We start from the raw sequence: 12,025 nt of genomic DNA on the forward strand, positions 1-12,025 counted from the left end.
TATGCGTTACGTTGATGAATACCGCGCGCCCGAGCAGGTGTTACAGCTTATCGGGCATCTGAAAACGCGCGCAGCGCTGCTGGAGTACACGGCGGAAAACCCGCTGCGGATCATGGAGGTGTGCGGCGGGCACACGCACGCCATTTTCAAATTTGGCCTCGACCAGCTGCTGCCGGACAACATCGAGTTTATTCACGGCCCCGGCTGCCCGGTCTGCGTTCTGCCGATGGGGCGCATCGACAGCTGTATTGAGATTGCCAGCCAGCCCGACGTTATTTTCTGCACCTTTGGCGACGCGATGCGCGTGCCCGGGAAAAATGGCTCGCTGCTGCAGGCAAAAGCGCGCGGGGCCGACATCCGGATCGTCTATTCGCCGATGGATGCCCTGACGCTGGCCGCGGATAACCCTGCGCGCAAGGTGGTGTTTTTTGGCCTGGGGTTTGAAACCACCATGCCCGCCACCGCCATCACGCTGCAGCAGGCGAAAGCGCGCAGCGTCGATAACTTTTTCTTTTTCTGCCAGCATATTACGCTCATCCCCACGTTGCGCAGCCTGCTGGAAGAGCCACAAAACGGAATTGACGCCTTTCTGGCACCGGGGCATGTCAGCATGGTGATTGGCACAGATGCCTACGGTTTTATCGCTGAACAGTACAATCGTCCGTTAGTGGTCGCTGGTTTCGAACCACTTGATCTACTGCAAGGTGTCACCATGCTGGTTGAGCAGAAAATAGCGGCCCTGAGTGCAGTGGAAAACCAATATCGCCGCGTGGTACCGGATGCGGGAAATGAACGGGCACAGCAGGCGATAGCAGACGTGTTTAGCGTTGAAGGCGACAGCGAATGGCGTGGCCTGGGGCTGATTGCCGAATCCGGCGTACGCCTGACGCCGGCCTATCGCGCGTTCGACGCCGAAGCGCATTTTCGCCCGCAGCCGCAGCAGGTTTTCGACGACCCGCGCGCCCGCTGTGGCGAGGTGCTCACCGGTAAATGCAAGCCTCATCATTGCCCGCTATACGGCAACATTTGTAACCCGCAAACGGCGTTTGGCGCGCTCATGGTCTCCTCCGAAGGGGCGTGCGCCGCGTGGTACCAGTTCCGTAATCAGGAGTGTGAAGCATGAAGACGGTTGAAATGGCGCACGGGAGTGGTGGCCAGGCGATGCAGCAGCTGATTAACCAGCTCTTTTTGGAAGCCTTTAACAACCCCTGGCTCGCCGAGCAGGAAGACCAGGCGCGCATTGACCTCGCGACCCTCACCGCGCAGGGTGACAGGCTGGCCTTCTCCACCGACAGCTATGTGATCGACCCGCTGTTCTTCCCGGGCGGTGACATCGGCAAGCTCGCCGTCTGCGGCACGGCAAACGACGTCGCCGTCAGCGGAGCCATTCCGCGCTACCTCTCCTGCGGGTTTATTCTCGAAGAGGGGTTACCGATGGAGACGCTCACGGCGGTGGTCAACAGCATGGCGCAGACCGCACGCGAGGCAGGGATTGCTATCGTCACCGGCGATACCAAAGTGGTACAGCGCGGCGCGGCCGACAAGCTGTTTATCAACACCGCCGGCATGGGGGCGATCCCCGCCGATATTCACTGGGGCGCGCAGCGCCTCAGCGTGGGCGACGTGCTGATCGTGACCGGAACGCTGGGCTGCCACGGAGCGACCATCCTGAACCTGCGCGAAGGTCTGGGGCTGGACGGCGAACTGCGCAGCGACTGCGCGGTACTCACCCCGCTGATTCAGACGCTGCGCGCGATCCCCGGCGTGAAAGCCCTGCGTGACGCCACGCGAGGCGGCGTAAATGCCGTGGTCCATGAGTTTGCGGCAAGCTGCGGATGCGGGATTGAACTCACCGAGCGCAGCCTGCCCGTGAAGCCCGCCGTTCGCGGCCTTTGCGAACTGCTGGGGCTTGATCCGCTCAACTTTGCCAACGAGGGCAAGCTGGTGGTTGGTGTTGAACGCGCCGCGGCACAAGCCGTGCTTGAACAGCTGCGGGCGCATCCGTCAGGACACGAGGCGGCAATAATTGGTGAAGTGGTTGAGCGCAAAGGGGTGCGCCTGGCCGGGCTTTATGGCGTGAAACGAACGCTGGATCTGCCGCACGCTGAACCCTTACCCCGTATTTGCTAGAACCGCGCCAAAAGCGGTCAGCATTGAATGTCTCTTTTTTGCCAGTTTCTATTGGAAAGCAATATGCCGTATACACCGATGAGCGATCTTGGCCAGCAGGGCCTGTTTGACATCACGCGCACACTTTTACAGCAGCCCGATCTCGGCGCGCTAAGCGATGCCCTGACGCGGCTGGTCAGGCAATCGGCGCTGGCCGACAGCGCCGCGATTGTGCTCTGGCATAGCGGAACGCAGCGTGCGAGCTACTACTCAACGCGTGATAATGGCAAAACGTTTGAATACGAAGACGAAACGTACCTGGCGCATGGCCCGGTGCGCCGCATTCTCTCCCGGCCTGAAGTGCTGCACTGCAATTTTGAGGAGTTCCGGCAGGCGTGGCCGAGGCTGGCGGAGAGCAACCTTTATCAGCCTTTCGGGCATTATTGCATGTTGCCGCTGGCGGCAGAGGGCCAGATTTTTGGCGGCTGCGAATTTATCCGCACCACCGACCAGCCCTGGAGCGAGGCGGAATACGAACGCCTGCACACTTTTACCCAGATTGTGGCCGTCGTCGCGGAACAGATCCAAAGCCGCGTCACCAATAACGTCGATTACGACCTGCTGAGCCGCGAGCGCGACAACTTCCGCATACTGGTCGCCATCACTAACGCCGTGCTGTCACGGCTCGACATGGATGAGCTGGTCAGCGAAGTTTCAAAAGAGATCCACCACTATTTCAAAATTGACGCTATCAGCATCGCGCTGCGGGGTCATCGCAAGGGCAAGCTGAATATCTACTCCACCCACTATCTTGATGAGGCCAACCCTGCCCATGAGCAGAGTGAAGTGGATGAAGCGGGCACCCTTTCTGAGCGGGTCTTCAAAAGCAAAGAGATCCTCCTGCTCAACCTGAACGAGCAGGACCCGGTCGCGCCGTATGAGCGGATGCTGTTCAACACCTGGGGCAACAAAATTCAGACCCTGTGTCTGCTGCCGCTCATGTCCGGCAATACCATGCTGGGCGTGCTGAAGCTGGCGCAGTGCGAGGAAGGCGTGTTCACCACCGCCAACCTGAAGCTGCTGCGCCAGATCGCCGAGCGCATTTCCATCGCCCTGGATAACGCCCTCGCCTATCAGGAAATTCATCGTCTGAAAGAGCGGCTGGTGGATGAGAACCTGGCCCTGACCGAACAGCTCAACAACGTGGACAGCGAGTTTGGTGAAATCATCGGGCGCAGCGATGCCATGTACAGCGTGCTCAAGCAGGTCGAGATGGTGGCGCAAAGCGACAGCACGGTGCTAATCCTGGGCGAAACCGGCACGGGTAAAGAGCTGATTGCCCGCGCCATCCACAACCTGAGCAACCGCAACAGCCGCCGGATGGTGAAGATGAACTGCGCCGCGATGCCAGCGGGTCTGCTGGAAAGTGACCTGTTCGGCCACGAGCGCGGCGCGTTTACCGGGGCCAGCAGCCAGCGGCTGGGCCGTTTTGAACTGGCGGACAAAAGCTCGCTGTTCCTCGACGAAGTGGGCGATATGCCGCTGGAGCTACAGCCGAAACTGCTGCGCGTTCTGCAAGAGCAGGAGTTTGAGCGCCTGGGCAGCAACAAGCTTATCCAGACCGACGTGCGGCTGATTGCCGCCACCAACCGCGACCTGAAAAAAATGGTCTCCGACCGCGAGTTTCGCAGCGATCTTTACTATCGCCTGAACGTGTTCCCGATCTTCCTGCCGCCGCTGCGCGAACGCCCGGAAGATATCCCCCTGCTGGTCAAAGCGTTTACCGCGAAGATTGCGCGCCGGATGGGGCGCAACATCGACAGTATTCCTGCCGAGACGTTACGCACCCTTTCATCGATGGAATGGCCCGGCAACGTGCGCGAGCTGGAAAACGTCATTGAGCGCGCGGTGCTGCTCACGCGCGGTAGCGTGCTGCAACTCTCCCTGCCTGAGGTTACGCTTCCTGACGTGACCGCGCCCGCCGCCGAGACAGCAAAAGAGGGAGAAGATGAATATCAGCTCATTATGCGCGTGCTGAAAGAGACCAACGGCGTGGTCGCCGGGCCTAAAGGTGCCGCCCAGCGCCTGGGGTTAAAACGCACCACCCTGCTGTCGCGCATGAAGCGGCTTGGGATTGATAAAGAGAGCCTGGTTTAGGCCTCATTCCGGCGGTGTTTTCTGACACCGCCTTTCGTTACCCTGCGCAATTGTCCCTCATTGACACCAAATCGTTTCCTCTGTATAAAATTCCGCCTTAATAATGAGTTTCATTTGCAACAACAATAATGTTAATGAAGGGTCGTGTTTAATGAAAAAGGTCATCTGCGCGTTAGGCCTGGCGATTGCGTCGGTCGGTTCTGCTCTGGCAACCACATATCCCCTGACGATTGAAAACTGTGGCTATAAAGAGACTTTCACCAAAGCGCCGGAACGCGTCGTGGCCCTGGGTCAGAACACCGTCGAAATATTGCTCCTGCTGGGCCTGGAAGATAAGGTGAAGGCCAGCGCCTTCTGGCCAACCAAAGTGCTGCCGCAGCTGGCGGAACAGAATGCAAAAATCAAAACCCTGACGGTTGAAATCCCGACCCTTGAATCCGTTCTTGCGCAAAATCCTGACTTTGTTCCCGCGCAGTCCCCGCTGCTTCTGGGGCCTGAAAGTAAGGTCGCAAAACGCGACGATCTGATGACTCTGGGCGTGAACAGCTACGTGTCCCCGGGCATGTGCGCGACCAAAAAAGCCACCGGCGATATGTACGGCAGCCGCCAGAAACTGTGGGACATGACGTATCTCTATAAAGAGATTGAGGATTTTGCCAAAATCTTTAACGTTGAAGATCGCGGTCAGGCCGTTATTGCCGATTTCAAAAAACGCGAGGCCGACCTGCGTAAGGAATTCAGCAAGAATAAAAAAGACCTTTCGTTTGTCTTCTGGTTCTCCAGTTCATCCCCTTCTGCAGATGCCTACGTAGGCGGAAAAAATAGCCCCTCCGGATTTATCGCCAGCCTGATGGGCGGCCATAACGCCATCACCTCCGAGACCGAATGGCCAACCGTAGGTTGGGAAAGCATTATTGCCGCAAATCCGGATGTCATCGTGGTATCCAGCCTCGACCGCAACCGCTGGGCGCTGGATAACGCGGAAGAAAAAATCAAATTCCTGAAGAGCGATCCGGCTGTCAGCCAGCTGGACGCGGTGAAAAAAGGCCATATCGTGGTGATGGACGGTCAGGCGATGAACCCGACGATCCGCACGATTTACGGAGCTGAGCAGGTCGGCGAACAGCTCAGAAAACTGGGGCTGAACTGATGACAACCGCTGTTCTTCAGGCCCGGCAGAGTCTGGTTCTGACGAGCTCGTGCCTGCTCGCCTTTGTCCTGTTATTTCTGGTTATCGCACTGAGCGTCAGCGTCGGCGAACTGTCTATCCCGCTGCAGAATGTCTTTTATGCCATCAGTAATAAAATGGGGTTCGCCGGGGTTCCGCTCAACCGCATCTATGAGAGCGTTATCTGGGACTTTCGCCTGAGCCGCGCGCTGGTGGCAGCCTGCTGTGGTGCGGGGCTGGCCATCTGCGGTGCCGTATTGCAGAGCCTGCTGAAGAATGCCCTGGCGGAGCCGTATGTGCTTGGCGTGTCCGCAGGTGCCTCGACCGGGGCGGTATCCGTCGTGGTGTTGGGGATCGGCACCGGCGCAGTGTCGCTCTCCGCAGGTGCTTTTGCCGGGGCGTTCGCCGCCTTTGCGTTTGTCGCGTTCCTGACGAACGGCGCACGCGGAGGGAATGAACGAACTATTCTGGCAGGCGTAGCTGCCTCCCAGCTTTTCAATGCCATTACCGCCTATACCATCAGCACCTCCGCCAGCGCCCAACAGGCGCGCGACGTGATGTTCTGGCTGCTGGGCAGTTTCAGCGGCGTACGCTGGCCTGAATTCCAGCTGGCGCTGGTGGTGGTGCTGATTGGCTTAGCCGTTTGCCTCTACTATTCCCGGGCGCTGGATGCCTTTACGTTTGGTGATGACGCCGCGGCATCGCTGGGCATTGCCGTCCCCTGGGTGCGTCTGGCGCTGTTTACCACCACCGCCCTGATTACCGCGACCATCGTTAGCATGGCGGGCTCAATCGGCTTTGTCGGACTGGTGGTGCCGCACGTCATGCGTTTCCTGTTCGGCCCTCTGCACCGTACGTTGCTGGTTGCCAGCGCGCTGGCAGGCGCGATCCTGATGGTGCTGGCAGATATCGCCTCGCGCATGCTGATTGCCCCGCAAAGCCTGCCCGTCGGCGTGGTGACCGCGCTGGTGGGCGTGCCCTTCTTTGCCGTGATTATCTACCGCTCAAGGAATAAGTGATGAGTATCTGCGCTGAAAATATTACCTGGAAGGTGGGTAAAAAAGTCATCGTTGATGACGTCTCGCTGAAGGTTTCCCGGGGGGAAACGGTAGGATTGCTTGGCCCAAACGGCTGCGGTAAGTCTTCGCTTTTACGTATCCTCGCGGGGCTGCGTCGCCCGGACAACGGCAACGTCACTCTGGACGGGCAGGACATCGCCCGCATCGCCAAAAAACAGCTTGCCCGCCGGGTCGCCTTCGTTGAACAGCACGGGATGACCGACGCCAATATGCGCGTGCGTGACGTGGTGAAGCTCGGGCGTATTCCGCATCACTCTCCTTTTTCCAACTGGAGCACGCACGATGACGAGACCGTCACCGCGGCCCTGCAACGCGTTGATATGCTGGATAAAAGTGACCAGGGCTGGCTGAGCCTTTCAGGCGGTGAACGCCAGCGCGTACACATTGCCCGCGCGCTGGCCCAGACCCCGACTGAAATCCTGCTGGATGAACCGACCAACCACCTGGACATTCATCATCAGATGCAGCTGATGCATTTGATCAGCGAATTACCGGTCACCAGCGTTGTGGCAATCCACGATCTCAATCACGCCTCAATGTTCTGTGACTCGCTGATTGTAATGCAGAAAGGGCAAATTGTGGCGACGGGAACACCGCAGGACATTTTATCCGAGTCGTTGCTGTGGGATGTCTTCAGAGTCAAAACCAAAATTGAGATCTCGCCGTTCCATGGCAAAAAGCACATTCACTTTATCGTTTAGGGGCGAGTGAACGACGATGCCCCTTCGCCCTGCCACCACGCTCTGGCCGCCCGTTTTACTGGGTAGCCAGTTTGTTTTTAACATTGGCTTTTACGCCGTTGTCCCCTTCCTGGCGATATTCCTGCGCGACGATATGCTGCTCTCCGGCGGGCTTATCGGTCTGATCCTGGGCCTTCGCACATTCTCCCAGCAGGGGATGTTTATCATCGGCGGTGCGCTCTCGGACCGGTTTGGCGCGAAAGTCGTTATCCTGAGCGGGTGCATGATTCGCGTCGCGGGTTATCTGCTGCTGGCGTTCGGGCACACACTCTGGCCCATCATTCTTGGGGCGTGCCTGACCGGCATCGGCGGCGCATTGTTCTCCCCCTCGATTGAGGCACTCCTGGCAAAAGCAGGGACGCACAGCGAGGCGAAAGGAAAGCGCAGCCGGGCGGAATGGTTTGCCCTCTTTGCCGTCTGCGGTGAACTCGGCGCGGTACTGGGCCCGGTTGCCGGAGCACTGCTGACGGGGCTTGGGTTCCGCCAGGTGGCGCTGGCGGGTGCAGGGGTCTTTATTATTGCCTTACTGGTGCTTTACTTCTTTCTTCCTGCTTCCCCCCACCGTTCACAGACGCTAAACATACAGCCCTGGTGGACGACGTTCCGCCAGCCGCGCTTTGTCGCCTTTATCATTGCCTACAGCTCGTGGCTGTTAAGCTATAACCAGCTCTATCTGGCGCTGCCGGTGGAGATCCAGCGCTCTGGCGGTAACGAGAAAGATCTTGGCCCCCTGTTTATGCTGGCCTCGGTGCTGATCATCACTTTGCAGCTTCCTCTGGCGCGTTTTGCCCGACGCGTGGGGGCGGTGAGAGTTCTGCCGGTAGGCTTCCTGCTGCTCTCCGCCGCCTTTGCGAGCGTGGCGATGTTTGCGGCGACAGAACCGCCGGAGGGCTGGCTGCGGCTTATGCCGTCGGTATGTTTTGTGACGCTGTTGACGCTGGGACAGATGCTGCTGGTGCCATCGGCAAAAGATCTCATCCCGCGCTTCGCCGAGGAATCAACGCTGGGGGCGCACTACGGCGCACTCTCCACCGCCGGAGGCATCGCGGTACTGGCCGGAAATTTGTTGTTTGGCAGTCTGCTGGATCGCGCGCTGGTGCCTTCAATGCAGGCGATATACCCCTGGCTGCTGCTGGCCCTTTTCCCACTCTGCAGCGCGCTGGCCCTAAACGTGATTTGCCGCCCGCTGAGACGCTGAAGCGGTCACTTTTTCGGACGGTACTTCTCCGGCAGTTCCGGCACGGGACGACGATCATCAATCAGATGACGAACGGTCAGGATGGGATGACGCCATAGCATACGCGGGCCTGCCCAGCGCATAATCTGCTTCATCTCTTCACGTCTGGCAGGCTGGTAGCAGTGTACCGGACACTGTTTGCAGGCCGGCTTTTCCTCGCCAAAAATGCATCTATCCAGTCGCTTATCCGCATACGCGTTGAGCGCCTGATAATGCCCTTCGTCCTGAGAAGCCTGCGGGCAGCGCTTTTCATACAACGCGATCATCTTCGCGATGGTCTCTTTTTCTCGTGATATGCGTTTACCTGACATAACGGTTCACCGAATAATAAAGTGCATTAATAATACATTTTTAAGCACCGGATTTCAGTTGTTGCATGCCATTTTCTGAAGCCTGATTCCAGTTTTTGCCCTGCACCGCCCGACAATCACTGGTATTTTATACAGGCATCAAAATGACCTTTGTCCGTGTTGTCGGGAGACCCTATGCAAGAGAGAGCGATCAGCAAACCCTATCGCCATTTAAAAGTGGGATATTTTAGAAAGCGCCATGAAGACCGCAATACCAAGATACCGAAGCGTTATAGCGTGCATGCGGCGCTGAGCTTAAAAGGTGACTGGCTTGAACAGGCGGGGTTTACCACTCATTCCCGGGTCAGAGTGGGCGTGGAGCACGGTAAAATCATCATCGAGCTTATGTCGGAAGGCACCTCGTAAAGCGACGACATTTTTCTGCGCCGTACCTTTTTTTCATGCGACAATAGAGGGAACAAACGGCCACTGAGCCGCTCAAAACGGTTTATTTTCAAAGAAATGGACATCATAACTCCATGAGCACAATCGACAATTTCGACGCACATACGCCGATGATGCAGCAGTATCTGAAGCTGAAAGCACAGCATCCTGAAATTCTGCTGTTTTACCGTATGGGCGATTTTTACGAGCTGTTTTATGACGATGCCAAACGTGCATCGCAGCTGCTCGACATCTCGCTGACCAAACGTGGCGCATCGGCAGGCGAGCCCATTCCCATGGCTGGCATCCCGCATCACGCGGTAGAAAATTACCTGGCGAAGCTGGTGAATCAGGGTGAGTCCGTCGCCATCTGCGAACAGATCGGCGATCCGGCAACCTCTAAAGGTCCGGTTGAACGTAAAGTCGTGCGCATCGTCACGCCCGGCACCATCAGCGATGAAGCCCTGCTGCAGGAGCGCCAGGATAACCTGCTGGCCGCGCTGTGGCAGGACGGGAAAGGGTTTGGCTACGCGACGCTGGACATCAGCTCCGGACGTTTTCGTCTGAGTGAACCGGCTGACCGTGAAACGATGGCAGCCGAACTGCAGCGCACCAACCCGGCAGAATTGCTCTATGCCGAAGATTTCGCCGAGACGGCGCTCATTGAAGGCCGTCGCGGGTTGCGCCGCCGTCCGCTGTGGGAATTCGAAATTGATACCGCGCGCCAGCAGTTGAATCTGCAGTTTGGCACCCGCGATCTGATTGGCTTTGGTGTGGAAAATGCCCCACGTGGGCTGTGTGCGGCAGGTTGCCTCCTGCAGTACGTAAAAGATACCCAGCGCACCGCCCTGCCGCATATCCGCTCTATCACCATGGAGCGCCAGCAGGACAGCATCATCATGGATGCAGCAACGCGCCGTAACCTGGAGATAACCCAGAACCTGGCGGGGGGCGTAGAAAATACGCTCGCGTCGGTTCTCGACAGTACGGTAACGCCAATGGGCAGCCGCATGCTGAAACGCTGGCTGCACATGCCGGTTCGAGATACCGAAACGCTTGTTTGCCGTCAGCAGACGATTGCCGCCTTGCAGGACCGCTATACCGAACTGCAGCCGGTGCTGCGCCAGGTAGGCGACATGGAGCGTATCCTGGCCCGTCTGGCTCTGCGAACAGCGCGACCACGCGATCTCGCGAGGATGCGTCATGCTTTCCAGCAACTGCCGGAACTCCGTGCTCAGCTGAGTGACGTTGACAGCGCGCCGGTACAGAAACTCCGCGAAACCATGGGCGAATTTACCGAGCTTCGCGAGCTGCTCGAACGCGCCATTATCGATGCGCCTCCGGTTCTGGTGCGTGATGGCGGAGTGATTGCCCCAGGCTACAACGAGGAGCTGGACGAGTGGCGCGCGCTGGCCGACGGCGCGACGGACTACCTTGATAAACTGGAAATCCGCGAGCGTGAGCGTCTTGGGCTGGACACCCTGAAAGTGGGCTATAACGCGGTACACGGTTATTACATTCAGATCAGCCGCGGGCAGAGCCATCTGGCACCGATTCACTACGTGCGTCGCCAGACGTTGAAAAATGCTGAACGCTATATTATCCCCGAGCTGAAAGAGTACGAGGACAAAGTTCTCACCTCGAAAGGCAAAGCGCTGGCGCTGGAAAAACAGCTGTATGAAGAGCTGTTTGACATGCTGATGCCGCATCTTGCCGACCTGCAGCTGAGCGCCAGCGCGCTGGCGGAACTGGACGTGCTGGTGAATCTTGCAGAACGCGCTGAAACGCTGAACTATACCTGCCCGACCTTTACCGACAAGCCCGGCATTCGCATCACTGAAGGCCGTCACCCGGTGGTTGAGCAGGTGCTGAACGAACCGTTCATTGCCAACCCACTGAGCCTGTCACCGCAGAGAAGAATGTTGATCATTACCGGTCCGAACATGGGCGGTAAAAGTACCTATATGCGTCAGACGGCGCTGATCGCCCTGCTCGCGTATATCGGCAGCTACGTCCCGGCGCAAAAAGTGGAGATTGGCCCTATCGACCGTATCTTTACCCGCGTCGGAGCTGCGGACGATCTGGCAAGCGGCCGCTCAACCTTTATGGTCGAAATGACCGAAACGGCTAACATTCTGCATAACGCGACGGAGCATAGCCTGGTGCTGATGGACGAAGTCGGACGCGGTACGTCAACCTATGATGGCCTGTCGCTGGCCTGGGCATGTGCCGAAAGCCTCGCGAATAAAATCAAGGCCATGACGCTGTTCGCCACCCACTATTTCGAGCTGACGCAGCTACCGGAAAAAATGGAAGGGGTGGCTAACGTCCATCTTGATGCGCTGGAACACGGCGATACCATTGCCTTCATGCACACGGTGCAGGATGGCGCGGCGAGCAAGAGCTATGGTCTGGCCGTCGCGGCGCTGGCGGGTGTTCCTAAAGAGGTGATCAAGCGCGCGCGTCAGAAACTGCGCGAGCTGGAAAGCCTGTCGCCGAATGCGGCCGCGACGCAGATTGACGGTACGCAGATGTCGCTGCTGGCACCTGCGGAAGAGACATCGCCGGCGGTGGAAGCGCTGGAGAACCTCGACCCGGATTCCCTGACGCCGCGACAGGCGCTGGAGTGGATTTATCGGCTGAAGAGTCTGGTTTAGTTTTCTGCGGTCTGTTTTGTCGGGTGGCGGGGGGGGGGGGGGGGCCCCCCCAAAAAAAACCCCCGCCGCGGGGGGGGCGGCCCCCCCCCCCCCCAAAACCCCCCCGGGGTTTAACGGCGCGAGGGCGCCCCCCCCCGGGGGGGT

General features: G+C 58.4%; 10 protein-coding genes. 9 read left to right on the forward strand and 1 reads right to left on the reverse strand.

Translation table 11 applies throughout. The features are described 5' to 3' along the window. The first annotated feature begins 1 nt into the window (after nt 1). The 7 genes from hypD to E3U32_RS17440 all read left to right on the forward strand — a co-directional run bounded on the left by hypD (nt 2) and on the right by E3U32_RS17440 (nt 8,451). Complete coding sequence (gene hypD, locus E3U32_RS17410) at nt 2-1,123, forward strand: hydrogenase formation protein HypD (protein ID WP_134349779.1); 1,122 nt, start codon at nt 2-4, stop codon at nt 1,121-1,123. Next, complete coding sequence (gene hypE / locus E3U32_RS17415; protein WP_134349780.1) at nt 1,120-2,130, forward strand: hydrogenase expression/formation protein HypE; 1,011 nt, start codon at nt 1,120-1,122, stop codon at nt 2,128-2,130. Before hypD ends, hypE begins: the two co-directional genes overlap by 4 nt. 63 nt (nt 2,131-2,193) lie before the next feature. Next, nucleotides 2,194-4,266 (forward strand): formate hydrogenlyase transcriptional activator FlhA, encoded by a 2,073-nt coding sequence (gene flhA, locus E3U32_RS17420; RefSeq protein WP_134349781.1) that lies wholly within the window; start codon nt 2,194-2,196, stop codon nt 4,264-4,266. 151 nt (nt 4,267-4,417) lie between these two features. Beyond that, nucleotides 4,418-5,416 carry an ABC transporter substrate-binding protein gene (locus E3U32_RS17425; RefSeq protein ID WP_134349782.1) on the forward strand — a complete coding sequence of 333 codons (999 nt, stop codon included), beginning with the start codon at nt 4,418-4,420 and terminating at the stop codon, nt 5,414-5,416. Then, complete coding sequence (locus tag E3U32_RS17430; protein ID WP_134349783.1) at nt 5,416-6,453, forward strand: FecCD family ABC transporter permease; 1,038 nt, start codon at nt 5,416-5,418, stop codon at nt 6,451-6,453. The genes E3U32_RS17425 and E3U32_RS17430 overlap by 1 nt, the downstream gene beginning before the upstream one ends. Beyond that, nucleotides 6,453-7,214 carry an ABC transporter ATP-binding protein gene (locus tag E3U32_RS17435; RefSeq protein WP_134349784.1) on the forward strand — a complete coding sequence of 254 codons (762 nt, stop codon included), beginning with the start codon at nt 6,453-6,455 and terminating at the stop codon, nt 7,212-7,214. The genes E3U32_RS17430 and E3U32_RS17435 overlap by 1 nt, the downstream gene beginning before the upstream one ends. Nucleotides 7,215-7,230: 16 nt before the next feature. Beyond that, a complete protein-coding gene (locus E3U32_RS17440; protein ID WP_134349785.1) occupies nt 7,231-8,451 on the forward strand; it encodes an MDR family MFS transporter in 1,221 nt (406 codons plus the stop codon). Between the two features lie 5 nt (nt 8,452-8,456). Here the strand turns inward: E3U32_RS17440 and E3U32_RS17445 are convergent, their stop codons facing one another. Further along, nucleotides 8,457-8,801 carry a nitrous oxide-stimulated promoter family protein gene (locus E3U32_RS17445; RefSeq protein ID WP_134349786.1) on the reverse strand — a complete coding sequence of 115 codons (345 nt, stop codon included), beginning with the start codon at nt 8,799-8,801 and terminating at the stop codon, nt 8,457-8,459. Between the two features lie 174 nt (nt 8,802-8,975). Here E3U32_RS17445 and E3U32_RS17450 point away from each other — a divergent pair, with 174 nt between their 5' ends. Continuing rightward, entirely contained in the window at nt 8,976-9,206 is a 231-nt protein-coding gene (locus E3U32_RS17450) for a SymE family type I addiction module toxin (RefSeq protein WP_109082219.1), read from the forward strand. Nucleotides 9,207-9,319: 113 nt separating this feature from the next. Next, nucleotides 9,320-11,881, forward strand: a complete 2,562-nt coding sequence (gene mutS, locus E3U32_RS17455; protein ID WP_134349787.1) for a DNA mismatch repair protein MutS — start codon at nt 9,320-9,322, stop codon at nt 11,879-11,881. Nucleotides 11,882-12,025 lie beyond the last annotated feature (144 nt).

The sequence above is a fragment of the Lelliottia nimipressuralis genome, from assembly GCF_004402045.1.
GTDB lineage: Bacteria > Pseudomonadota > Gammaproteobacteria > Enterobacterales > Enterobacteriaceae > Enterobacter > Enterobacter chinensis.

What these genes read in the sequence shown, in the direction of transcription:
- flhA (WP_134349781.1), top strand. Translation starts at nt 2,194, where the DNA reads ATGCCGTATACACCGATGAGCGATCTTGGCCAGCAGGGCCTGTTTGAC.
- E3U32_RS17440 (WP_134349785.1), top strand. Translation starts at nt 7,231, where the DNA reads ATGCCCCTTCGCCCTGCCACCACGCTCTGGCCGCCCGTTTTACTGGGT.
- E3U32_RS17450 (WP_109082219.1), top strand. Translation starts at nt 8,976, where the DNA reads ATGCAAGAGAGAGCGATCAGCAAACCCTATCGCCATTTAAAAGTGGGA.
- hypE (WP_134349780.1), top strand. Translation starts at nt 1,120, where the DNA reads ATGAAGACGGTTGAAATGGCGCACGGGAGTGGTGGCCAGGCGATGCAG.
- mutS (WP_134349787.1), top strand. Translation starts at nt 9,320, where the DNA reads ATGAGCACAATCGACAATTTCGACGCACATACGCCGATGATGCAGCAG.
- E3U32_RS17435 (WP_134349784.1), top strand. Translation starts at nt 6,453, where the DNA reads ATGAGTATCTGCGCTGAAAATATTACCTGGAAGGTGGGTAAAAAAGTC.
- E3U32_RS17445 (WP_134349786.1), bottom strand. Translation starts at nt 8,801, where the DNA reads ATGTCAGGTAAACGCATATCACGAGAAAAAGAGACCATCGCGAAGATG.
- E3U32_RS17430 (WP_134349783.1), top strand. Translation starts at nt 5,416, where the DNA reads ATGACAACCGCTGTTCTTCAGGCCCGGCAGAGTCTGGTTCTGACGAGC.
- hypD (WP_134349779.1), top strand. Translation starts at nt 2, where the DNA reads ATGCGTTACGTTGATGAATACCGCGCGCCCGAGCAGGTGTTACAGCTT.
- E3U32_RS17425 (WP_134349782.1), top strand. Translation starts at nt 4,418, where the DNA reads ATGAAAAAGGTCATCTGCGCGTTAGGCCTGGCGATTGCGTCGGTCGGT.